This is a genomic window from Enterobacter sp. K510 (genome assembly GCF_055804875.1).
This window is the reverse complement of the sequence record NZ_JBNRLQ010000003.1, coordinates 457,261-478,880: the sequence shown is the minus strand read 5'-3', so window position 1 is coordinate 478,880 and position 21,620 is coordinate 457,261. Positions and strand designations below refer to the sequence as shown.

Genomic DNA, 21,620 nt, shown 5'->3' with positions numbered 1-21,620 from the left:
CCATTGCTATTGATTATCTCATTGCTCACAAAATCATTACAACTGCTTCTCATAAACGGCAGTAAGGCTGTATACTTATCCAGTATGGGTGAGGGTCTGCGATGCGTAAAATAATACACGTTGATATGGACTGCTTTTTCGCAGCAGTGGAAATGCGCGACAACCCCGCGCTGCGTGATATTCCCCTCGCCATCGGCGGCAGCCGGGAAAGACGCGGCGTGATCAGCACTGCCAACTATCCGGCGCGCAAATTTGGCGTGCGCAGCGCCATGCCCACGGCGATGGCCCTGAAGCTTTGCCCGCATCTCACCCTGTTACCCGGTCGTTTCGATGCCTATAAAGAAGCTTCCGCGCATATCCGGGAGATTTTTGCCCGTTACACTTCGCACGTTGAACCCCTTTCCCTTGATGAAGCCTATCTGGATGTCACCGACAGCGTGCACTGTCAGGGCTCGGCCACGCTGATGGCCCGGCAGATCCGCCAGGCCATTTTTGATGAACTTCAGCTCACTGCCTCGGCTGGCATTGCGCCGGTAAAGTTTCTGGCGAAAATTGCCTCCGATCTTAACAAGCCCAACGGTCAGTACGTCATCACCCCGAACGAGGTGTCGCAGTTTCTGCGCACGTTACCCTTATCGAAAATCCCCGGCGTCGGCAAAGTATCGGCGGCGAAGCTGGAAAAGCTGGGATTGCGCACCTGCGAAGACGTACAGCGCGCCGATCTCGCTATGCTGCTCAAGCGCTTTGGCAAATTTGGCCGTGTGCTGTGGGAGCGCAGCCAGGGGATCGACGAGCGGGAGATCACCAGCGAGCGGTTACGCAAATCGGTCGGCGTGGAGCGCACGCTGGCAGACGATATTCATGAGTGGTCAGAATGCGAAGCGCAGATTGATTTTCTTTATGATGAGCTGGAGCGGCGGCTGGCAAAGGTTAAACCGGATCTGCGCATTGCCCGTCAGGGGGTGAAGTTAAAATTCAACGATTTTCAGCTCACCACCCAGGAGCACGTCTGGCCGTGCTTAAACAAAGCCGATTTGCTCGCCATCGCCAGAAAAACCTGGGATGAACGGCGGGGAGGGCGGGGCGTCAGACTGGTGGGGCTGCACGTTACGCTGCTCGATCCACAGCTGGAGCGGCAACTGGTGCTGGGGCTTTAATTGGGGGAAACGTGCCGGGTGGCGCTGCGCTTACCCGGCCTACAGTGTTCATGCAGGCCCGGCAATCCCGTACAACATTGCACGGGCGAGCTGTTGTAGGCCCGGCAAGCGAAGCGCCGCCGGGCGTTTATCACAAAGCTTACGACTTAACCGGGATCGCCTTCAGCAGTTCAGTGAGCAGCGTCCAGTACTGGCCCACGCTTTCAATATGCACCTGCTCATCCGGCGAGTGCGGTCCGGTAATGGTTGGCCCGATAGATACCATATCCATATCCGGATATGGTTTTTTGAACAGACCACATTCCAGGCCCGCATGGATCACCTGAATGTTCGGCGTCTTATCGAACAGACGCTGATAGGTTTCGCGTACCAGCGCCATCACCGGCGAACTGGCGTCCGGCTGCCAGCCTGGGTAGCTGCCTTTGGCGGAAGTTTTCGCGCCAGCCAGCGTCCCGAGGGATTCCAGCATGCTGACCACATACTCTTTACCGCTGTCGATCAGCGAACGGATCAGACAGATGATCTCTGCGCTGTCGTCCTGCATGGTCACCACGCCAACGTTCAGCGAGGTTTCCACCACGCCTTTTGCCACGTCAGAGTTGCGGATCACGCCGTTCGGGGTGGCATTCAGCAGCTGCACGAACGCATCGCGGGACTGGCTGGTCAGCGCGGCTTTATCCGTGGTGGTCGCTTCCAGAACCACGTTCAGGTTCTTCTCTTTCGCTTCCAGCTCGTTTTTCAGAATGTCGAGGTAAGTGCTCGCCAGGGTTTTCAGCTCATCAGCTTTGTCAGCAGACACGGCAACGGTGGCGAAAGCTTCACGCGGGATGGCGTTACGCAGCGTACCGCCGTTGAAATCCACAAGACGCAGATCCAGCGCTTTCGCGTGACCGGCCAGGAAGCGGGCCAGCAGTTTGTTGGCGTTGCCCAGGCCGAGGTGAATATCGCCGCCGGAGTGACCGCCTTTCAGGCCTTTCAGCGTCAGCTTAAAGGTCTGGAAACCCGCCGGGATGGCTTCACGGGACAGCGGCAGGGTGGAGATAAAATCAATCCCGCCCGCGCAGCCCATGTAGATCTCACCCTCTTCTTCAGAGTCGGTGTTGATCAGAATGTCTGCCTGCAGCCAGTTCGCCTGCAAACCAAAGGCGCCGTCCATCCCGGCTTCTTCGGTCATGGTCAGCAGCACTTCCAGCGGGCCGTGCGCCACGCTGTCGTCAGCCAGCACCGCCAGCGCAGAGGCCATGCCAATACCGTTATCCGCGCCCAGCGTGGTGCCGCGCGCTTTTACCCACTCGCCATCGATATAAGGCTGGATCGGATCTTTGGTGAAATCATGCACGGTGTCGTTGTTTTTCTGCGGCACCATATCGAGGTGCGCCTGAAGCACAACCGCTTTACGGTTTTCCATACCGGCGGTAGCCGGTTTACGGATCAGGATATTACCGACGCTGTCGCTCTCGGCAAACAGGCCTTTCTCCTGCGCCCAGCCCATAATGTGCGCGGCGAGTTGTTCTTCATGATAAGAAGGATGCGGAATGGAACAGATTTTGGCAAAAATATCCCACAGCGGCTGTGGAGATAATTGAGACAGTTCAGACACGATAAGTCTCCTTGACATAGACCTGTAAAAGAAATGTACAGGTTGCAGGGTTAGCAAATAAACACCATGTGCAATGCTTGCGCGATAGGCTGGCAGAATACCACTTTATTGGCGGCCTGGTACTGTGACGCACGTAAAAAGCAGCGCGGGTGCCCCGTAACACTGGTTTTTAGTGCGTCGGATCTCTATAATCTCGCGCAACCCATTTTCCCCTCGAACACTTTTTAAGCCGTTTTAAAATAGGCTGGGACACTTCACATGAGCGAAAAATACGTCGTCACCTGGGACATGTTGCAAATTCACGCCCGCAAACTGGCCGCGCGCCTGATGCCGTCAGAGCAGTGGAAAGGCATCATTGCCGTTAGTCGTGGTGGTCTGGTGCCGGGCGCACTGCTGGCACGTGAATTAGGTATTCGCCATGTAGATACCGTATGCATCTCCAGCTACGACCATGACAACCAGCGTGAGCTGACCGTGCTGAAACGCGCGGAAGGCGATGGCGAAGGTTTCATTGTGATCGACGATCTGGTGGATACCGGCGGTACCGCGGTTGCTATTCGTGAAATGTATCCAAAAGCGCATTTTGTTACTATTTTTGCAAAACCGGCTGGTCGTCCGCTGGTGGATGATTATGTAATTGATATTCCGCAGGATACCTGGATTGAACAACCCTGGGATATGGGCGTGGCCTTCGTGCCGCCGATCTCTGGCCGTTAATCCCCGCATCTATTATGCCTTTTCAGCGCCCGGTTATGCCGGGCGTTGTTCATTTTAGCGCCCGGCAGGTTACAATAGTCATTAGTGACGTATTCATGGAGGCTGCGCGCAATGACCCAGGCTAATCTTAGCGAAACCCTGTTTAAACCCCGCTTCAAACACCCTGAAACGTCGACATTAGTCCGCCGTTTTCAGCATGGCACGCAACCGGCGGTGCAATCGGCGCTGGATGGCAGAAACATCCCGTGCTGGTATCGCATGAACAACCGTCTGATGTGGATCTGGCGCGGCGTCGATCCGCGTGAGCTGCTGGACGTGCAGGCGCGCATCGTGATGAGCGAAGCCGAACGCACCGACAACGCCCTTTACGACACCGTGGTGGGCTATCGCAACGGCAACTGGATATATGAGTGGGCCACCCAGGCGATGGTCTGGCAGCAAAAAGCCAGTCAGGAAGAAGACGCTGCCCTCAGCGGCCGTCACTGGCTTCATGCCTCTACCCTCTACAGCATTGCCGCCTACCCCCATCTGAAGGGTGACGATCTGGCGGAGCAGGCGCAGGCGCTGGCGAACCGTGCCTATGAAGAAGCGGCGCGACGGCTGCCTGGCTCGCTGCGCGAGCTGGAGATCCCCATTGCCGGCGGCGCGCCCCTGACCGCGTTTCTGCACATGCCGAAAGGCGACGGCCCCTTCCCGACGGTGCTGATGTGCGGCGGGCTGGATAGCCTGCAAAGCGACTACTACACCCTTTATGAGCGCTATTTCGCACCGCAGGGCATCGCCATGCTGACGCTGGATATGCCGTCGATTGGCTTCTCATCAAAATGGAAGCTGACCCAGGACTCCAGCATCCTCCACCAGCACGTGCTGAAAGCGCTGCCGGATATTCCGTGGATTGACCATACGCGCGTCGCCGCCTTTGGCTTCCGCTTTGGCGCGAACGTCGCCGTGCGGCTGGCCTATCTGGAATCGCCGCGCCTGAAAGCGGTGGCCTGTCTGGGGCCGATGGTGCATGCGCTCCTGACCGACAGCGCCCGTCTGAGCACGATACCGGAAATGTATCTCGACGTGCTGGCGAGCCGTCTGGGGATGCACGATGCCTCGGACGAAGCGCTGCGCGTGGAGCTGAATCGCTATTCGCTGAAAACGCAGGGGCTGCTCGGACGCCGTTGCCCGACGCCGATGCTGTCCGGCTTCTGGAAGAACGATCCCTTTAGCCCGGAAGAAGAGTCGCGTTTAATCACCTCGTCATCTGCCGATGGCAAGCTGCTGGAGATCCCGCAGAAACCGCTTTATCGCAATTTCGACCGTGCGCTGCGGGAAATTACCGACTGGATTAATCATAAATTGCGTTAATGCATTGCTAATTTATGCCGGTTTGGTAAAACAGTGGCTACACATAAGGAGATTGCAATGACGTTACCGAGTGGACACCCGAGAAGCCGACTTATTAAGAAATTCACCGCACTTGGCCCCTATATCCGGGAAGAACAGTGCGAAGATAATCGGTTCTTTTTCGACTGCCTGGCTGTTTGCGTTAACGTTAAGCCAGCGCCGGAAAGCCGCGAATTCTGGGGCTGGTGGATGATAATGGAAGCCCAGGAGAAGCGCTTTACCTACAGCTATCAGTTCGGCATGTTTGATAAAGAAGGGCACTGGCAGCCCGTCGCGATCAAAGACAAAGAAGTGCAGGAGCGTCTGGAACATACGCTGCGCGATTTTCATGGTCGTGCCCGCGATATGCTCTCCACCCTTGAGCTGAAGCTTGAACCTGCTGATGACTTCAAAAAAGAGCCGGTGAAGCTCTCGGCCTGATTTATCGCTAAACCTTACGCATAAAAAAACGCCCTTCATCGCTGAAGGGCGTTTTCTTTTCTGTCATCAGAATTGATAGGTCACGCCGACCGCTACCACGTCGTCGCTGCTCAGACCCAGCTGATTGTCGTCGTCGATCTGGTTGATTTTGTAGTCAACCATCGCCGACATGTTTTTGTTGAAGTAGTAGGTCACGCCCACATCAATGTATTTAACCAGATCTTCATCGCCGATCCCGCCTTCGATGTCTTTACCTTTGGACTGCACGTAGCCCAGAGACGGACGCAGGCCGAAGTCGAACTGGTACTGCGCCACGGCTTCAAAGTTTTCCGCTTTGTTAGCGAAACCGCCGGAGATCGGGGTCATGTTGTGAGACACCGCGTACATGGCAGCCAGGTAAACGTTGTTGGCATCATACTTGATGCTGGTGCCCCAGGCGTCGGCTTTGTCGCCCTGACCACGCGCCTGCAACTGTTGCAGATCGGTACGGTCCGAGCTGGCATAAGCGCCGGTGATAGTGACCGGGCTGCCGCCGAAATCATAGGCCAGAGAGGTGCCCCAGCCGTCGCCGTTCTGTTTGTTCGCCGCGCGGGTGCCTTCGTTTTTACCCTGATACTGTAAGGTCATGTCCAGGCCTTCCACAGCGCCGAACAGGTCGGTGTTGCGGTAGGTCGCCACGCCAGTAGTACGCTTGGTCATAAAGTTGTCGGTTTTACCCAGAGAGTCGCCGCCAAATTCAGGGAACATATCCGTCGCCGCCTGCACGTCGTACATCACGCCGAGGTTACGACCATAATCCAGAGAGCCAAAATCTTTAATTTTCAGACCCGCGAAGGCCAGACGGGTTTTCTGCGCGTCAGATGCGCCTTCGATTTTGTTACCGGCAAATTCCGCTTCCCAGCGACCAAAACCGGTCAGCTGATCGTTAATCTGCGTTTCGCCTTTAAAGCCCAGACGCACATAAGTGGTATCACCGTCACTGCCAGCATCGTCGCTGAAGTAATGCATGGCTTTAACTTTGCCATAGAGGTCCAGCTTGTTGCCGTTCTTGTTATAAACTTCTGCCGCCTGTACCGATGCGGAAGCGACAATGCTCATCACCACTAATGCCAGAGTACTCTTTTTCATTTTGATTCCTGATTTGAAAGACACGCTAATATTCGCTGGGCTTATAGCCCCGTGAAAAAACATGAGGGGTTTTAACGCTCTGGAATGAAGGTTTTATGACAAAGTCGGATTAATTTGAAAAAAATGGATTTATTTGCTACTGCCATAAAAGTGTCAAATTCTGCCGTTAGGCTTGCTGATCCCGCGCAATAAAAAACGGGCTTTTTACGCAGGTTATTGGCAAGCGCGCTGACTCCTGTTAAAACGTCCTTTCCCATCTTTTTTCTTATTTGTTTAACGGCAGAGAATCATGAGTGACAGCCAGACGCTGGTGGTAAAACTGGGCACCAGTGTTTTAACGGGCGGATCGCGCCGCCTGAATCGCGCCCACATTGTGGAATTAGTCCGCCAGTGCGCACAGCTGCATGCCGCCGGGCATCGCATTGTGATTGTGACGTCCGGGGCGATTGCTGCCGGGCGCGAGCATTTAGGCTATCCGGAACTGCCGGCGACCATCGCCTCTAAACAACTGCTGGCAGCGGTGGGGCAAAGCCGTCTCATCCAGCTGTGGGAACAACTTTTTTCCATCTACGGCATTCATGTCGGACAGATGCTGCTGACCCGCGCCGATATGGAAGATCGCGAACGTTTCCTTAACGCCCGCGACACCCTGCGCGCGCTGCTGGACAACAACATCGTGCCGGTGATCAACGAAAACGACGCCGTCGCTACCGCTGAAATTAAAGTGGGCGATAACGATAATCTCTCGGCGCTGGCCGCGATCCTCGGCGGTGCGGATAAATTATTGCTGCTGACGGATCAACAAGGGCTGTTTACCGCCGATCCGCGCAGTAATCCCCAGGCGGAACTGATCAAAGACGTTTATGGTATTGACGACGCCCTGCGCGCCATTGCCGGAGACAGCGTTTCCGGCCTCGGCACCGGCGGGATGGGAACCAAACTTCAGGCCGCTGACGTGGCCTGCCGCGCCGGTATCGACACCATTATTGCCGCGGGCAGCCGTCCCGGCGTGATTGGCGATGTGGTGGAGGGGATCTCTGTGGGGACGCTGTTCCATGCCCAGACCTCACCGCTGGAAAACCGTAAACGCTGGATCTTTGGCGCGCCGCCCGCCGGTGAAATCACCGTGGATGAGGGCGCGACCGAGGCTATCCTGCAACGGGGCAGCTCCCTGTTGCCGAAAGGCATCAAAGAGGTGAACGGCAACTTTTCGCGTGGGGAAGTGATCCGCATCCGTAACCAGGAAGGGCGCGACATTGCCCATGGGGTAACCCGTTACAACAGCGATGCGCTGCGTCGTATCGCTGGCCACCACTCGCAGCAAATTGACGCGATTCTGGGTTATGAATATGGCCCGGTCGCCGTCCATCGTGACGATATGATCACCCGCTAAGGAGCAGACGTATGCTGGAACAAATGGGCATCGCTGCGAAAGCAGCATCGTACAAACTGGCGCAGCTATCCGCCCGCGAAAAAAACCGCGTGCTGGAAAAAATTGCCGATTATCTGGAAGCGCAGACGGAGGCGATCCTGCTGGCGAACGCCGAGGATGTGGCAGAAGCGCGTCGTAACGGTCTGAGCGAAGCCATGCTCGACCGCCTGGCGCTCAATCCCGCACGCCTGAAAGCCATCGCTGACGATGTCCGCCAGGTGTGCAAGCTGGCCGATCCGGTGGGACAGGTGATTGACGGCGGTCTGCTCGACAGCGGCCTGCGTCTGGAGCGTCGCCGCGTGCCGCTTGGCGTCATTGGCGTGATCTATGAAGCGCGCCCCAACGTCACCGTGGATGTCGCCTCCCTGTGCCTGAAAACCGGCAACGCCGCTATCCTGCGCGGCGGCAAAGAGACCTGGCGCACCAATGCCGCGACCGTGAAGGTCATTCAGCAGGCGCTGGAAGAGTGCGGTCTGCCCGCGGGCGCCGTACAGGCGATTGAAAGCCCGGATCGTGCGCTGGTGAACGAGATGCTGCGCATGGACAAATATATCGACATGCTGATCCCCCGTGGCGGCGCAGGCTTGCATAAACTTTGTCGCGAACAGTCCACCATCCCGGTGATCACCGGCGGGATCGGCGTGTGCCATATCTACGTGGATGACACCGCCGAGATTGACCCGGCGCTGAAAATTATCGTTAACGCGAAAACCCAGCGTCCCAGCACCTGTAATACCGTGGAGACGCTGCTGGTTCATCAGCATATCGCCAGCACCTTCCTGCCTGCGCTCAGCAAACAAATGGCGGAAAGCGGCGTGACGCTGCATGCCGACGCCGCCGCGCTGGCACAGTTACAGGATGGGCCGGCGCAGGTGGAAGCGGTGAAAGCGCAGCAGTATGACGATGAGTTTTTGTCCCTCGATCTGAACGTGAAAATCGTCGCGGATCTGGATGACGCTATTGCGCATATTCGCGAGCACGGCACCCAGCATTCAGACGCGATCCTCACCCGTACGCTGCGCAATGCGAATCGCTTTGTGAATGAGGTAGATTCGTCAGCGGTCTATGTGAACGCTTCAACGCGATTCACGGATGGCGCACAGTTTGGTCTGGGGGCAGAAGTTGCCGTCAGCACGCAGAAGCTGCACGCCCGCGGCCCGATGGGTCTTGAAGCCCTGACCACCTATAAGTGGATCGGTTTTGGCGACGATACCATTCGTGCTTAAATGAAACGGGGTGATGCAAAAGTAGCCGGTTGATTAGAAAGGTTATTGACGCATCGCCCTGTTAGTTTTAACCTTCTACACCGTCATTCACGCCCGTGAAGACGTCTCAGGGCCGATATAGCTCAGTTGGTAGAGCAGCGCATTCGTAATGCGAAGGTCGTAGGTTCGACTCCTATTATCGGCACCAACAACCACGCGGCTTCACGCGATATTCACCAGACCTGCAAACGTGCCTTGTGCCATATTTGTGCCATTTCCCGCCAGAAATGAGTCAATTTGCATCGCATGTTGCGTCAGGTGATTCGGTGCCAGGTGCGCATATCGCTGCACCATTTCTATACTCTCCCATCCTCCCATTTCTTTGAGTGCTGAAAGTGGAACGCCGGACTGAACAAGCCAGCTCGCCCAGGTGTGCCGCAAGTCATGAAAACGGAAATTCTCGATACCCGCTCGCCTTAACGCAGCCTTCCATGCCGTGTTAGCATCACTGCGCATTTTCCTGACTTCTTTTGTCCGGGTTCCGTCCGGGCGCACGGAAGATTCAGTGTGAACGAAAACCCACCGGTTATGCTTACCCACCTGATCACGTAGCACCTTGCAGGCAGAATCATTAAGGGCGACCCCAATCGCCCTTCCTGCTTTCGCATCCTCAGGGTGTATCCACGCCACCTTCCTTTGCATGTCTATCTGCGACCATTCCAGATCCGTTATGTTGGAACGCCGCAGACCAGTCGCCAGAGCAAAAATAACCACCGGTTTAAAGTGATCTGGCAACTCCCTAATCAATGACTGCGCTTCTTCCTTTGTCAGCCACCGGATGCGCTTGTTCTTCGGTACCGGGCATTTGATATTCGGTGCTTTGGCAATCCATCGCCATTCGTTAGCAGCACAACGCAGCAACGCCCGGATAAAAGCCAGGTGAGTTGTCTTTGTTGCCTGCGCTGCCGGCTTATCCTTAAACTCAGGGACGGGCTTGCCATTCCGCAAGCAGCTATCCCTCATCGCCTCCCAGTTCAGCCGGTGCTTCCGGTTAACCATCCCGCTTACTGCCGATAGAATTTTATCTTCCGTGATTGCTGACAGGTCCATCCCCCTGAAATGCATCAGCCAGAATCCGATCCGACTTTTGTCATCGTCGAGACTTTTCTTGTGCTGCTTCTCATTCAGCCAGCGCACACATGCTTCATCGAATGTATGCGCTTTATATTCCCCCATCTTGTCGACACGCCATGCCTCTGCCTTCAACTGGTCATGGAGTTCCTGTGCCTGCCTTTTGTCCGATGTGCCAAGAGACCGTCTAATTCGGCTCCCACCAGGCGTAACGAAGTCGCAGTGCCACGTACCGGCACGTTGTTTGATTGACATGCTTTATCCTCCTGCACATCAACCGCATTCACCGGCTGATTGTGGATCGGGTTCTTCAGTGCTGCAATGCAATCTGTCTTGCAGATGAGGTATGGGCTTTTCTTCTTCGCGGGATTTTTGCGCGTGGCAGCAAGTCTGCCTGACTTAATCCACTCTGCCACAGTGCCTTCGCTGACCCGCAGGAAGGCCGCCGCTTCATCGCGGGTAAATATCATTTCTTCCATTGGTTATCTCCAGGAAAAAAGAAACCGCCTCGGTGGGCGGCTATTCGATGCGAAGGCCAGGTATCTTCCCGGCGGCGATGGCGTCGTACAGTTCGTACCATGGCGCGCCAACAAGAGAGCCGTCTGGAAACTTATCTCCGTATTCGAATGGCGCTACTCTTGGATCAACTCTGGATAGTGCGATAACACCTTTCTCGCGCTTCTTGTCTGCTTCTGAGCGGATTGGCCGGAAGATTATGTCACCTTTAATGCCGGTTAATTCCACGCCATAACAATCTCGATAGACAATAAATGCACTGCCAACATAGTCGACAGTGCATTCTGTCCATTCATTACACGGTATAGATTTCTTCGCGTACTCACATACACACCCCACCGGCGGCAGCCCCTGCCCATCCCATTGCGGTTGCGCGGCGGCAAGTGCGGCTTGGTATTGCTCGCGGGTGACCTCTTCAGCCAAATAATCTGGCTTCAAACTCATATTAATGCGCCATTCCCCGGGGCAATCTCCGTTCTCATTAGAAAAATAGAGTGTATCGCTGCCACATAAAAACCCTGCATCAACCGCACCATCCGGCCACCCGCCACGCTCCGGCAATTCCTGCACCAATAAATCAATAAGTTTCATTTTTCCTCCGGGCAAAAAGAAGCCCCGACTAGCGGGGCAATGACAACAAGGGGATGCTTTCGCACCCAATAGCCAGCTCATAACTGGCTATCAGTTGCGTCACTCATGCTGCTTAACGGTGTAATTACCGTTTGGCTTAACGCCGACAGAAAAATAACTCCCGCCAGTGACTCCCACACCCCAGTCTTCGCTAGTGCCATCACCTTGCTTTTTGTTGGTGATGAAGTGCTGAAGTGCAACGACGGCGGCCTCAATATCAAGCGTTGAGTTCACTGTTATGGTTATGCGCACAGTTCCTCCTAAGCCACCCGCATAGCGCGCAGCTGTTTAATGTGAGTTCTTTGGTTTGGGGCAAAAAGTTCTGCTTACAACGCTTTCACTGCCGCTCTGGCTGCGCACAACTCCATATGGGTACCTAAGGGTAACTGGGATGCAAGTCAGTCAATCGCTGTTGTTAACGACATGGTCTCTATTCGATGCGATAAAGACGCCAGACTGAGAGTTTCGGGTGATTATCCATTCTTCAATGTTGCTAACCAATATACAGCGCAATTTACTAAAATTGAGGATGCACACTTTACCACTACTGTTACTGGGTCTGGTCGTGGAATAGGTGCAAATAGTGGCTGCTATATATCACACTGGCAGATCAATAACTGTCGATTTGCGCAAAACATGGCATTTGGTATCCGAGGAGACATGATTGGCTGCGTAGTTAATAAATGCCTTTTTGGAGCTATCGGAGGCGTTTCTGGAACTCTACAGCCAATTTATTCTGTTGGTTCTTTTAGTGCCCCTATCGCTGCATCGAATATCAATGTTTTTAAAGACTGTGAGTTTTCTCGATGTTCATCAACCTATATCGTCCGGATGGAGAATGGCATTAAACCTAAGTTTGACGGATGTATCTTTGAGGTAAATACAGCAACTGAGGCAGTAATTCGTATCAAAGGTATGTATTTCCCGGTGTTTGTTAATTGTTGGTGGGAAGTTAACACTGCGCCAAACATGCTCTTGCTTGACATTGCTGATGGAATCGACTCCACTCAACTGGTTATCGATCAGTGCCAGATCGACAGCGGGACGCCCTATAGCACCGCTATTATCAACTGGGGTGCCACTGTAAACAAAAGTCTTGCTCTGACAAACACGCTTTTCGCCAGGGGCAGTGGGGTACTTTGCAATGAAGGTACAGTTCCAACATTTTCTTATGGCAACCGCAGTACTACAACTGGCATAAACTTTACAACAGGCGCGGCGAGTTTCACAAATCTCAATTCTTCAGGGGTTATAAATACCGCAGGTATTGTTAGCACTGCCGGGAATCAAGTCAGAGGGCTTTACTCCCTGCCAAACACGGGAACGACCATTGTAACCGATATACCGGTAAGCAGTGGGAATGGGGGCGGGCTTGTCATCATGCGGGGTAGTCGAAATGATGGGGTTTCAATATGCCAAGTATACGCAATTACTATAAAGAGGTCGGGCGGATTTGGTAATGATGTTGAAGCAACTCTTATAGGAAGGGCGCCTTCCTCTGATACTGGTTCCTGTACATTTAGCTCGGGCAGTGGAAATCTGGTTATAAACAGAGGCAGTAATACTGGTAATCTTTATTTTACATTACTTATATAAATACCCTCCCCATCAAATGATGGAGGGGGTGGTGTTATTGATTGTCTTTGACAGCAAATTTATCAAAGGCAATCTTAACTATAAGCGATATGGCTAAGAATATTAATATGTCAACTGAATAATTCATGCCTATTAGGTGTTTGTTTAAATCACGGTACCCCTCTCCAAGGAAGGAGATATAGAACTGTGAGATTCCGAAAGCGGATGTTGCAAATAAAATCATAGAATATCGCCATTTGAAAGCAAGTACAGAAATAATGGCAATAATAACAAGAATTGAAAATCTGAGGCCTTTAAGTGCTCTTTCTTTGGCATTCATAACTGAATTCAGTACAGCGCTGTTGCTCTCAACAATCCTGATGTTTTTATACACATGGAAATAGTCTTCTCCAAGTTGAGTGCTAATTCCTTTATCATAAGGCAGTTTGAATATTTCCAGAGGATGCGAAGCAAAAAATCTCACTGAGTCACCAATGGATATATCCTGATGGTCTGCGAAGCATTTTCCTCTGATGGTGGTTCTTTCGGCGCCTTTTTCAATATTGAATTTGTTACCCCATGAGTCTATGCCGATACAATCAGTGTCAACATTGTCTGGCAAGGCAATGCCATTTATATCAGCATACAGATATGTACCAAAGTAAGTTGAATGGAAGCTATTGTTCTTTGTTGAGCCAGAGAAGACTATGCATAAGATTGCCAGAACCGTAGCTACACCCATGGGCAGGTGTAATCTTACATCATAATTTCTCTTAAATATTATGAAACATGCCGAGATAAGTACTGGGAAGTAAAAGTACTGGCTTTTAGAAGTTGCAATCATCGCGCAAGCAATGAACAGGTATATGTAATCTGCTCTGGAATGCAAACCTCTAATCATGATGGCAATGACCAGAGGTACCAGCAGTATAATGAACTGGTCTTGATAAAAAGAGGAAAACTGCGATATGTTGGATGGGGTTATTGCCCATATCAAAGCTAGCGGGAATAATATCCATGTGAATTTGCTTTTGTTGACACCATTGAATAAATAAAAAAATGAAAGGACGGTAAGCACTTTTAAAATTGCTGACCAAAACCTCAGATCAAAGAAGTGCGTTATAGAGGAGACAATGACGGCATAAATGTATAAAACGTAACTTACCGAACTTATGTAGTCATACTTACCTATTGACCGGAAAGATTCTCTGAACTGGTAAATTAGCGAGCCTTCATCAGAAAATTGCTTAATGTTTTCCAGGAAAGGGAATATGGCTCGATAAAAATCGCCAGTGTTTAACATGTACACATCAATAGATAAATAGCATACTGCCCAGCAAATCGCAGCAATATATGCAAACTTAACGTAAGAAATCACTTGTCACGCCCACCCTTTAAAATATATTTAGGTCTTTGTTTTACTTCTGTATAAATTCTGCCAATGTACTCACCCAGAACTCCAATCCCGATCAACTGTACGCCACCTAAAAATAAAATAGATACGAGCAGTGAAGGATAGCCACGAACGGGGTTACCAAAAGCTAATGTGTCTATGATCATCCATGCCCCATAAAGGAAAGATAAACCAGCCACAACCAGCCCGATGTACGTCCACATGCGTAATGGGAATGTAGAGAAACTGGTAATTCCTTCAAGCGCTAGGTTCCACAGCTTCCAGCCATTAAACTTTGTATTCCCGGCAACCCGCTCTGCGCGGGCATACTCAACCACATCTGTGCGTCCACCAACCCAGCTCAGAACGCCCTTCATGAAGAGGTTACGCTCTGGCATGAGTTTGATGTTTTCCACTACCTCGCGAGACATCAGGCGGAAGTCACCAACGTTTTCTTCTATCTTTGGGTTGCTGATTTTGTTGTGCAGCTTATAGAACCATTCAGCGGTCTTGCGCTTCAGTCTGCCATCTGTAGAGCGATCAGATCGTTTAGCCAGAACCATATCAGCCCCGGCCTGCCACTTCTCAATCAGGTGAGGAATAACTTCGATGGGGTCTTGCAGGTCGACGTCAATTGGGATAATCGCTTCTCCGGTGGCACGATCAAGTCCGGCGAATAGAGCTGGCTCTTTCCCAAAGTTGCGAGTGAACGACAGCGGCACCACAAGCGGATCTGAAACAGCAAGCGCGTTAATAATAGATTCTGTAGCATCTTTGCTGCCGTCATTGATGAAAACGATTTCTACTTCATGCTGCTGAAGCCCTTCAAATTCCCGAACCGTTTTATAAAAAATCGGTATTGCGTCTTCTTCGTTGAAGACGGGAACGACCAGAGAAATTTTCATTTTTTATCCCTGAAGACGATAAATTTTGAATAAAGGAAGCCGCATATCAGGCTGATAGCAGAGAATATGATCAGCGTTGCGATTGGCGGTAATTCGGCATTGTCAGCCTCCCAGCCAACAGCGGCGCTAAGAGAACCCATAAATCCTACGTACAGCATGTAACGCATCGTCGTCGTAGATGATTTGAAAGTGAATCGCGCATTGGCAAAGAAACTGAATGATACAGCCACGACGAATCCTGCAAAATTTGCGAGCGCCTGGCTGGTATGTAGTGCATAAATGCAAAAGGCGAACACGACCCAGTGTATGAGCGTATTTAAAACACCTATTGATGTGTACTTGGCGAAAAGCTTTAACATGATAAATATCAGTAGATTCTGAAAGGATGAGAGTTTAGCACCGTACCGTTACTTGATCGACCACCATCTTTGACGATACTGTATATATATACAGTTATGATGGAGGGTAGGCTATGGCACGCAGATCAGATATTCTCGCCGCGTTCGTGGCGGCAATACACAAAAACCCCAAGGGGTATCAATGCCTCAGAACGGCGGACTTCGTGCGTGAGCTACGCGAGCGTAACTGGCATTACACCCTAGCCGACGCTAATCGGTGGATAGAGCGATACCAGACCGGATTTGTTGATAAAACTCCTGATGCGAGTGAAAACCGGCTGTGGATGCTCAGAAACATGGGGTATTTTCAATAATGGGATTCCCGTCTCCAGCGGCTGATTACATTGAAACAACGATGTGCGCTGACATCATTTGCAACCTGACGGCTAACAGTCTGGTCATTGAGACATCAACCGGCGCTGCTGTAGTGGACAGGGGATTGATAGTACGGCAGGGCGACGTGCTGCTCGCCAGTGTCGACGGACGTGCCTATTTTGGGAAGATGATGGGGAGGGCGTTCATCACGCATGATGGCGATGCGATAGAAGGGGAATCTCTGGATGAGCTTCAGGTGATCGGCGTCGTAACGCATTTCGTCGTCGATACGCGGAACGACCTGGATGATGACTGCCCGGTGATGTGAGCGTATGGCGATTTAGCATGTGCCACGTTTGTGTCACACATGGTGAATCGTCATTATTCATCTTTGAGCTTGCGCCATTAACTTGTCATGTGTGAATGCGGTTATGGCTTTATAAAACAGTTAGTTAAATGTAGTTCTACTAATTCGTAATGCGAAGGTCGTAGGTTCGACTCCTATTATCGGCACCAACTTCTCCCTCTTCCCGGATCCTCCGAATACCATTAAAAACCCGTGTACTGAGATTTTCAGCGCGTAGCTTACCTTCACTCTCTGCCGACAATACCAGTAATGGGGCTAAAATGATTGTGTCTATGAACACCCTTCATGAGTACGCGAAGAAGGGAATGCTTCCATAAGGAAATCGCCGATGCTCAAAGAAAACTTCAACGAACTGCAAATCTTTCTTGTGGTGGCGAGGGAGCGAAGCTTCACCAAAGCAGCGGGCAAACTGGGCGTTTCTCAGTCTGCACTCAGCCACGCGATGAAGGCCCTGGAGGAAAGGCTGAATATCCGCCTTCTGACCCGCACGACCCGAAGCGTTGCCCCTACAGAGGCCGGTGAGAGAATTATTGCCTGTCTTGAACCGCGTATTGCCGATCTTGAGCAGGAGCTGGAATCGCTTGTTCAACTAAACGGCACTGCCTCCGGCAATATTCGTTTATCTGCCGGGGAGCATGCCGCGCGAAGTCTGGTATGGCCGAAGTTAAAACCCTTTCTCAGGGAATATCCGGAAATTAATCTCGAACTGGTGGTGGATAACGGCTTTGTCGATATTGTTGAGGGGCGTTTTGATGCCGGGATCCGCCTTGGCGAAAGCGTGGATAAGGACATGATTGCGGTAAGAATTGGGCCGGACATGAGAATGGCCGTAGTGGGAGCACCGTCTTATTTCGCTGCAAATCCTGCACCTGAAACGCCGCACGAGCTACAAAATCATCTGTGTATCAATATGCGCCTGCCGACAGCCGGAGGGCTTTACCACTGGGAGTTTGAGAAGGAAGGGAAACCGTTACGTGTCAGAGTAGAAGGGCAGGTAACCTTTAATCTGCAGGCGGAAAGGATTGATGCTGCTTTATCCGGTTTTGGCATCGCCTGTATACCTGAAGACAGAGTGCAGGATTATATAAAGTCAGGAGAGCTTATTCAGGTTTTGCAGGACTGGTGCCCATCTTTCCCCGGATATTACCTCTACTACCCGAGCCGCAAGCAGCATCCCCCCGCTTTTGCGCTGATGATCGATGCACTTCGCTATCAGGAATAACGGGTCCGCCAATTGCAGCGGACCCGTCCGGGTATTAACGGCCTACGCGGGCCTGGTGCTCAGGAGAGTAACGTTCGCCGACGATTTTAATCGTTTCAAGCGCCTGGGTTATCTGTCGCGAGTCATCCTGAGAAAGGATGATGTCGGCGGCCCCCAAGTTTTCCTCCAGCCGGTGCAGTTTCGTGGTACCAGGGATAGGAACAATCCACGGCTTTTGTGCCAGCAGCCATGCCAGAGCGATTTGTGCAGACGTCACACCTTTCTCTGCCGCCAGTTCACCCAGCAATGAGACCAGCTTTTCATTGGCTTCAATCGCCTGCCCGGCGAAACGCGGCACCTGGCTTCTGTAATCATCCTTCCCAAAAGTGGTTCCTGGCTTAATCGATCCCGTCAGGAAGCCTTTGCCTAATGGGCTGAAGGGAACGAAACCAATGCCCAGTTCCTCCAGTAATGGCAGGATCTCCCGCTCAGGCTCGCGCCACCACATGGAGTATTCGCTCTGCAGCGCCGTAACAGGTTGTACAGCATGCGCACGACGAATGGTTTGCGCACCTGCTTCGGACAGACCGAAATGTTTAACTTTGCCTTCAGCGATCAGGTCTTTTACCGTACCCGCAACATCTTCAATCGGGACATCCGGATCGACACGGTGTTGATACAGCAGGTCAATGACATCAGTTTTAAGACGGCGTAATGATCCTTCCACCGCTTCACGGATATGCTCCGGACGGCTGTTTAAAATCTGCTGCTTGTTGTCGTCGCCAAAAGTAAAACCAAACTTAGTGGCAATGACCACACGGTCACGAAACGGTTTTAAGGCTTCGCCGACTACTTCTTCATTAAGGAAGGGGCCATACACTTCAGCGGTATCGAAGAAGGTGACGCCACGTTCAACCGCTGCGCGAATGAGCTCGATAGCCTGACGAGTATCGGTCGCCGGGCCATAGCCGTGGCTTAAGCCCATGCAACCGAGCCCAAGCGCGGAAACTTCGAGTCGGGATTGACCCAGATAACGTTTTTGCATTGAATAAATACCTCTATTATCGCGACTTAAACATCAAGTTTGCGGCCAGTCAGCCATTCCACCATCGCCGGATCGCGGTGAGAGAAGAAGGCGCTGGTTGCGGTGTCAAGGGCGGCAATTTGCAGCATATCCTCAGCGCTGAGTTCAAAATCGAGAATGTTGATGTTCTCTTCCATGCGTTCTTTGCGCACCGACTTCGCCAGTGAAATGATGCCTCGCTGGAAGATCCAACGCAGCACAACCTGGCCCACGCTTTTGCCGTACTTCTGACCAATCGCCGTTAACACGGGATGCTGGAAAAGGCCATTTTTACCCTCAGCAAAGGGTGCCCATGCTTCCGGTTGAATGCCATGGCTTTGATTCCATGGAACGGCATGCAGCTGCTGGTTGAAGGGGTTAACTTCAATCTGGTTCACCGCAGGGGACACTTTGTTGAAGGCGATAAGGTCGGCCAGTCGGTCTGGATGGAAGTTGCTGACGCCAATGGCGCGAATTTTGCCTGCCTGCTGCAGTTCTTCCATAGCACGCCATGCCCCATGGACATCGCCGTAAGGCTGGTGAATCAGATACAGGTCGACGTAATCAAGTTGCAGCCGATTCAGAGAACGTTCGAACTGGGCTTTAGCGCCTTCGTAATTGGTATCCTGTAGCCACAGTTTGGTCGTTACAAAAAGTTCGTTACGCGCGATACCGCTCTGTTTCAGAGCGTTCCCGACCTGGGTTTCATTCTGGTAAGACGCAGCGGTATCGATCAGGCGGTATCCCGTATCGATCGCATCAATAACCGCTCTTTCGCATTCAGCAGCATCCGTCATCTGGAAGACACCAAAGCCCAGCAGGGGCATTTCAATACCGTTGTTCAGTTTTACAGTTTGCATGACGTTATCCTTCAGCTGTTGTGTTGGAAAAGCATAACGCAAACTGATTTATTCGATTAGATGGGGTAATTAGCTAGGGTTTATTAGGTATGTTCATTAATTTTTAGGGAGGGCTTAAGGTCGGCTTTGTGCCAAAAGCGGACCTTTCATACTTCTTGGTATATTCAGGCGAATAAGCCTTAATGCGATGAAACAAATATCGACGCTTGCTGTACAGGCGGAACGGCGAAGTATCGCTGCATACGTTTAATCTCCTCTGCGGGTGGCAGACCAAACAGGCGTTTAAACTCGCGATTAAATTGCGACGGACTTTCATAACCGACGGCGTAACTCGCTGCAGCAGCAGTTATTTGCTGACGCACCATCAACATCCGCGCCTGGTGCAGGCGTACCGATTTAACATACTGCATCGGCGGCATCCGGGTTATCGCTTTAAAATGGCTGTGAAACGTCGGCACACTCATTCCGGCTTCCATCGCCAGTTGCGTCAGCGTTAACGGCTCAGCGTAGGTAGCATGGATGCGCTGTAGCACTTTACCGATTTTGCCAAATTGCCCTTGCAAGGTCAGCGCGGCGCGCATGGCATTTCCCTGTGCGCCTGTTAATACGCGGAAATAGAGCTCACGTACCCGTGCAGGACCGAGGATCGCCGCTTCAAGCGGATTGTTAAGGACTTCGAGCAAGTGCCGCACGGCCGTTTTTACCGCGTCGTCCATTGGGCTCGACATCATGCTTTGCGGCGCGGCGAGAGGATATCGGGCGTCATGCTGTTCAATCTGCAACATCAGTTCAGCGGCCAAATGAAAATCCAGATGCATATAAATCGCCAGCAACGGATGTTCAGCGGACGCGTCGGTTTCCATCACAAACGGCACCGGCACCGAAACCGCCAGGTAGTGCTGTTCATCATATAAATAGGTCTGCTGACCAAAATAGCCGCGTTTGCTCCCCTGGCAGACAATCACGATCCCCGGATCGTAAAGCACTGGCGTTCTGGCAAGTGGACGATCGGCACGCAATATTCGCACATCAGGCAATGCGGTAAGGTTATATCCCTCCTGCACCGCAAGTGCTTTAACTAAGGTAATCATCCCGGGCATCACAGCACCTCATAAAATCAGGCAAGAAAAATAGAAGATACGGCCTAAAAATGCGGCAGGACGTAGAATACCATGCAACCTTCATTGTTCATGGGAGTTCTTTTATGACATCTGCAAAAACGATTTTAATCACCGGCGTCAGCAGTGGCTTTGGCCGTGCACTGGCGCAGGAAGCCCTCGCCACAGGCCATCGGGTCATCGGTACCGTGCGCAGCCGCGAAGCACAGCACGATTTCGAGGCGCTTCATTCGCAGCGGGCTTTCGGCCGTCTGCTCGATATCACGGACTTTGAGCATATTGATGAGGTGGTTGCGGAGATTGAGTCTACCGTCGGTCCGGTTGATGTGCTGGTAAACAATGCCGGTTACGGTCATGAAGGCATAATGGAAGAATCCTCGCTCGCAGAGATGCGCCGCCAGTTTGAAGTCAATGTGTTTGGCGCAGTGGCAATGATCAAAGCCATGCTACCGGGCATGCGCCAGCGTCGTCATGGCCATATTATTAATATCACCTCGATGGGCAGTTTCATTACCCTGCCCGGCATCAGCTATTACTGCGGCAGCAAATTTGCGCTGGAAGGAATATCAGAAACGTTAAGTAAAGAGCTGGCTCCGTTCAACATACACGTAACCGCCGTGGCACCTGGCTCGTTTCGCACCGACTGGGCCGGACGATCGATGGTACGCAGCGCTCGCAGCATCCCGGACTACGACGCTTTATTTGATCCGATTCGTCAGGCACGTGAAGAAAAAAGCGGTAAGCAACTCGGCGATCCCGTTAAGGCCGCACATGCCATGCTGGCAATGATTGAGAGTCAGAACCCTCCAACGCATTTATTGTTAGGCAGTGATGCATTAAGTTTAGTGCGGCAAAAGCTCGAGGCATTAGGTAAGGAAATAGAACAATGGGAAGAAATAACACGTTCAACGGATGGCTGATCAGCTGCTGAGACAGAGAGCATACTGGATAATGGATTATGGCTGGTCGCACAAGCGCTCATTTCGCTCGGGCATCATGCTGATGCCCTTGCAGTTCAGCCTTTTTACTTTCAGGCTTCCAGGCTTGCGGTGAAATCAACTTCCGCTCCTCGCTCAAAGCAGACAACCACGTTC

Annotated in this window: 22 protein-coding genes and 1 tRNA gene; 12 read left to right on the top strand and 11 right to left on the bottom strand. The window is 52.1% G+C overall.

All coding sequences use genetic code 11. The features are described 5' to 3' along the window. Positions 1 to 101 precede the first annotated feature (101 nt). Entirely contained in the window at positions 102 to 1,157 is a 1,056-nt protein-coding gene (gene dinB / locus ACQUTD_RS07680) for a DNA polymerase IV (RefSeq protein ID WP_473273978.1), read from the top strand. 139 nt (positions 1,158 to 1,296) lie between these two features. On the opposite strand, the gene pepD is transcribed toward dinB, so the two are convergent. Beyond that, entirely contained in the window at positions 1,297 to 2,757 is a 1,461-nt protein-coding gene (pepD, locus tag ACQUTD_RS07675; protein WP_473273979.1) for a cytosol nonspecific dipeptidase, read from the bottom strand. A 258-nt stretch (positions 2,758 to 3,015) separates the two neighbouring features. On the opposite strand from pepD, the gene gpt reads away from it, so the two are divergent. The 3 genes from gpt (at position 3,016) to crl (ending at position 5,289) form a co-directional block, all read left to right on the top strand. After that, positions 3,016 to 3,474, top strand: a complete 459-nt coding sequence (gene gpt, locus ACQUTD_RS07670; RefSeq protein ID WP_072567436.1) for a xanthine phosphoribosyltransferase — start codon at positions 3,016 to 3,018, stop codon at positions 3,472 to 3,474. A gap of 111 nt (positions 3,475 to 3,585) precedes the next feature. After that, a complete protein-coding gene (frsA, locus tag ACQUTD_RS07665; RefSeq protein WP_072567437.1) occupies positions 3,586 to 4,830 on the top strand; it encodes an esterase FrsA in 1,245 nt (414 codons plus the stop codon). Between the two features lie 57 nt (positions 4,831 to 4,887). Then, positions 4,888 to 5,289, top strand: a complete 402-nt coding sequence (gene crl, locus ACQUTD_RS07660; RefSeq protein WP_072567438.1) for a sigma factor-binding protein Crl — start codon at positions 4,888 to 4,890, stop codon at positions 5,287 to 5,289. 66 nt (positions 5,290 to 5,355) lie between these two features. On the opposite strand, the gene phoE is transcribed toward crl, so the two are convergent. After that, complete coding sequence (gene phoE / locus ACQUTD_RS07655; protein WP_072567439.1) at positions 5,356 to 6,417, bottom strand: phosphoporin PhoE; 1,062 nt, start codon at positions 6,415 to 6,417, stop codon at positions 5,356 to 5,358. A 289-nt stretch (positions 6,418 to 6,706) separates the two neighbouring features. Here phoE and proB point away from each other — a divergent pair, with 289 nt between their 5' ends. From proB to ACQUTD_RS07640, 3 genes are all read left to right on the top strand, one after another. Beyond that, the gene (gene proB, locus ACQUTD_RS07650; protein WP_072567441.1) at positions 6,707 to 7,810 is read left to right on the top strand and encodes a glutamate 5-kinase; all 1,104 of its coding nucleotides are present in this window, start codon (positions 6,707 to 6,709) and stop codon (positions 7,808 to 7,810) included. Between the two features lie 11 nt (positions 7,811 to 7,821). Next, positions 7,822 to 9,075, top strand: coding sequence for a glutamate-5-semialdehyde dehydrogenase (proA, locus tag ACQUTD_RS07645; protein WP_473273982.1), 1,254 nt, complete (start codon positions 7,822 to 7,824; stop codon positions 9,073 to 9,075). Between the two features lie 111 nt (positions 9,076 to 9,186). Next, positions 9,187 to 9,262 (top strand) — tRNA-Thr (locus tag ACQUTD_RS07640). A 14-nt stretch (positions 9,263 to 9,276) separates the two neighbouring features. Here the strand turns inward: ACQUTD_RS07640 and ACQUTD_RS07635 are convergent. The 3 genes from ACQUTD_RS07635 to ACQUTD_RS07625 are packed head-to-tail and all read right to left on the bottom strand — an operon-like array spanning position 9,277 to position 11,292. Continuing rightward, entirely contained in the window at positions 9,277 to 10,434 is a 1,158-nt protein-coding gene (locus tag ACQUTD_RS07635; RefSeq protein ID WP_333024979.1) for a site-specific integrase, read from the bottom strand. Further along, positions 10,317 to 10,664, bottom strand: coding sequence for a helix-turn-helix domain-containing protein (locus tag ACQUTD_RS07630; protein ID WP_473273984.1), 348 nt, complete (start codon positions 10,662 to 10,664; stop codon positions 10,317 to 10,319). The genes ACQUTD_RS07635 and ACQUTD_RS07630 overlap by 118 nt, the downstream gene beginning before the upstream one ends. A gap of 40 nt (positions 10,665 to 10,704) precedes the next feature. Further along, a complete protein-coding gene (locus tag ACQUTD_RS07625) occupies positions 10,705 to 11,292 on the bottom strand; it encodes a hypothetical protein (RefSeq protein WP_473273985.1) in 588 nt (195 codons plus the stop codon). Positions 11,293 to 11,754: 462 nt separating this feature from the next. Between ACQUTD_RS07625 and ACQUTD_RS07620 the strand changes: the two genes are divergently transcribed. Continuing rightward, positions 11,755 to 12,927 (top strand): hypothetical protein, encoded by a 1,173-nt coding sequence (locus ACQUTD_RS07620; protein ID WP_473273987.1) that lies wholly within the window; start codon positions 11,755 to 11,757, stop codon positions 12,925 to 12,927. Positions 12,928 to 12,961: 34 nt separating this feature from the next. On the opposite strand, the gene ACQUTD_RS07615 is transcribed toward ACQUTD_RS07620, so the two are convergent. From ACQUTD_RS07615 to ACQUTD_RS07605, 3 genes are read right to left on the bottom strand one after another with little or no spacing between them, the layout of a single operon-like run. After that, complete coding sequence (locus ACQUTD_RS07615) at positions 12,962 to 14,284, bottom strand: DUF2142 domain-containing protein (RefSeq protein ID WP_473273988.1); 1,323 nt, start codon at positions 14,282 to 14,284, stop codon at positions 12,962 to 12,964. Beyond that, positions 14,281 to 15,204, bottom strand: a complete 924-nt coding sequence (locus ACQUTD_RS07610; RefSeq protein WP_473273989.1) for a glycosyltransferase — start codon at positions 15,202 to 15,204, stop codon at positions 14,281 to 14,283. The genes ACQUTD_RS07615 and ACQUTD_RS07610 overlap by 4 nt, the downstream gene beginning before the upstream one ends. Continuing rightward, positions 15,201 to 15,563: a GtrA family protein gene (locus ACQUTD_RS07605; RefSeq protein WP_473273990.1), complete on the bottom strand. Its 363-nt coding sequence runs from the start codon at positions 15,561 to 15,563 to the stop codon at positions 15,201 to 15,203. The genes ACQUTD_RS07610 and ACQUTD_RS07605 overlap by 4 nt, the downstream gene beginning before the upstream one ends. 113 nt (positions 15,564 to 15,676) lie before the next feature. Here ACQUTD_RS07605 and ACQUTD_RS07600 point away from each other — a divergent pair, with 113 nt between their 5' ends. From ACQUTD_RS07600 to ACQUTD_RS07590, 3 genes are all read left to right on the top strand, one after another. Continuing rightward, positions 15,677 to 15,916 carry a hypothetical protein gene (locus ACQUTD_RS07600; protein WP_473273992.1) on the top strand — a complete coding sequence of 80 codons (240 nt, stop codon included), beginning with the start codon at positions 15,677 to 15,679 and terminating at the stop codon, positions 15,914 to 15,916. Further along, positions 15,916 to 16,245, top strand: coding sequence for a S24/S26 family peptidase (locus ACQUTD_RS07595; protein ID WP_473273993.1), 330 nt, complete (start codon positions 15,916 to 15,918; stop codon positions 16,243 to 16,245). Before ACQUTD_RS07600 ends, ACQUTD_RS07595 begins: the two co-directional genes overlap by 1 nt. Before the next feature lie 367 nt (positions 16,246 to 16,612). Next, a complete protein-coding gene (locus tag ACQUTD_RS07590) occupies positions 16,613 to 17,506 on the top strand; it encodes a LysR substrate-binding domain-containing protein (RefSeq protein WP_473273995.1) in 894 nt (297 codons plus the stop codon). A 34-nt stretch (positions 17,507 to 17,540) separates the two neighbouring features. Here the strand turns inward: ACQUTD_RS07590 and ACQUTD_RS07585 are convergent, their stop codons facing one another. From ACQUTD_RS07585 to ACQUTD_RS07575, 3 genes are all read right to left on the bottom strand, one after another. Continuing rightward, a complete protein-coding gene (locus ACQUTD_RS07585) occupies positions 17,541 to 18,530 on the bottom strand; it encodes an aldo/keto reductase (protein WP_473273996.1) in 990 nt (329 codons plus the stop codon). A gap of 26 nt (positions 18,531 to 18,556) precedes the next feature. Beyond that, complete coding sequence (locus ACQUTD_RS07580; protein ID WP_473273997.1) at positions 18,557 to 19,408, bottom strand: aldo/keto reductase; 852 nt, start codon at positions 19,406 to 19,408, stop codon at positions 18,557 to 18,559. A 179-nt stretch (positions 19,409 to 19,587) separates the two neighbouring features. Continuing rightward, on the bottom strand, positions 19,588 to 20,508 hold the full coding sequence (locus ACQUTD_RS07575; protein WP_012540028.1) for an AraC family transcriptional regulator: 921 nt from the start codon (positions 20,506 to 20,508) through the stop codon (positions 19,588 to 19,590). A 104-nt stretch (positions 20,509 to 20,612) separates the two neighbouring features. Here ACQUTD_RS07575 and ACQUTD_RS07570 point away from each other — a divergent pair, with 104 nt between their 5' ends. Next, the gene (locus ACQUTD_RS07570) at positions 20,613 to 21,446 is read left to right on the top strand and encodes an oxidoreductase (protein WP_004136823.1); all 834 of its coding nucleotides are present in this window, start codon (positions 20,613 to 20,615) and stop codon (positions 21,444 to 21,446) included. Positions 21,447 to 21,620 lie beyond the last annotated feature (174 nt).

What these genes read in the sequence shown, in the direction of transcription:
- ACQUTD_RS07610 (WP_473273989.1), bottom strand. Translation starts at nt 15,204, where the DNA reads ATGAAAATTTCTCTGGTCGTTCCCGTCTTCAACGAAGAAGACGCAATA.
- ACQUTD_RS07605 (WP_473273990.1), bottom strand. Translation starts at nt 15,563, where the DNA reads ATGTTAAAGCTTTTCGCCAAGTACACATCAATAGGTGTTTTAAATACG.
- ACQUTD_RS07570 (WP_004136823.1), top strand. Translation starts at nt 20,613, where the DNA reads ATGACATCTGCAAAAACGATTTTAATCACCGGCGTCAGCAGTGGCTTT.
- frsA (WP_072567437.1), top strand. Translation starts at nt 3,586, where the DNA reads ATGACCCAGGCTAATCTTAGCGAAACCCTGTTTAAACCCCGCTTCAAA.
- proB (WP_072567441.1), top strand. Translation starts at nt 6,707, where the DNA reads ATGAGTGACAGCCAGACGCTGGTGGTAAAACTGGGCACCAGTGTTTTA.
- ACQUTD_RS07580 (WP_473273997.1), bottom strand. Translation starts at nt 19,408, where the DNA reads ATGCAAACTGTAAAACTGAACAACGGTATTGAAATGCCCCTGCTGGGC.
- ACQUTD_RS07630 (WP_473273984.1), bottom strand. Translation starts at nt 10,664, where the DNA reads ATGGAAGAAATGATATTTACCCGCGATGAAGCGGCGGCCTTCCTGCGG.
- ACQUTD_RS07595 (WP_473273993.1), top strand. Translation starts at nt 15,916, where the DNA reads ATGGGATTCCCGTCTCCAGCGGCTGATTACATTGAAACAACGATGTGC.
- phoE (WP_072567439.1), bottom strand. Translation starts at nt 6,417, where the DNA reads ATGAAAAAGAGTACTCTGGCATTAGTGGTGATGAGCATTGTCGCTTCC.
- ACQUTD_RS07625 (WP_473273985.1), bottom strand. Translation starts at nt 11,292, where the DNA reads ATGAAACTTATTGATTTATTGGTGCAGGAATTGCCGGAGCGTGGCGGG.
- ACQUTD_RS07600 (WP_473273992.1), top strand. Translation starts at nt 15,677, where the DNA reads ATGGCACGCAGATCAGATATTCTCGCCGCGTTCGTGGCGGCAATACAC.
- crl (WP_072567438.1), top strand. Translation starts at nt 4,888, where the DNA reads ATGACGTTACCGAGTGGACACCCGAGAAGCCGACTTATTAAGAAATTC.
- ACQUTD_RS07585 (WP_473273996.1), bottom strand. Translation starts at nt 18,530, where the DNA reads ATGCAAAAACGTTATCTGGGTCAATCCCGACTCGAAGTTTCCGCGCTT.
- dinB (WP_473273978.1), top strand. Translation starts at nt 102, where the DNA reads ATGCGTAAAATAATACACGTTGATATGGACTGCTTTTTCGCAGCAGTG.
- ACQUTD_RS07590 (WP_473273995.1), top strand. Translation starts at nt 16,613, where the DNA reads ATGCTCAAAGAAAACTTCAACGAACTGCAAATCTTTCTTGTGGTGGCG.
- ACQUTD_RS07620 (WP_473273987.1), top strand. Translation starts at nt 11,755, where the DNA reads ATGGTCTCTATTCGATGCGATAAAGACGCCAGACTGAGAGTTTCGGGT.
- ACQUTD_RS07575 (WP_012540028.1), bottom strand. Translation starts at nt 20,508, where the DNA reads ATGCCCGGGATGATTACCTTAGTTAAAGCACTTGCGGTGCAGGAGGGA.
- gpt (WP_072567436.1), top strand. Translation starts at nt 3,016, where the DNA reads ATGAGCGAAAAATACGTCGTCACCTGGGACATGTTGCAAATTCACGCC.
- proA (WP_473273982.1), top strand. Translation starts at nt 7,822, where the DNA reads ATGCTGGAACAAATGGGCATCGCTGCGAAAGCAGCATCGTACAAACTG.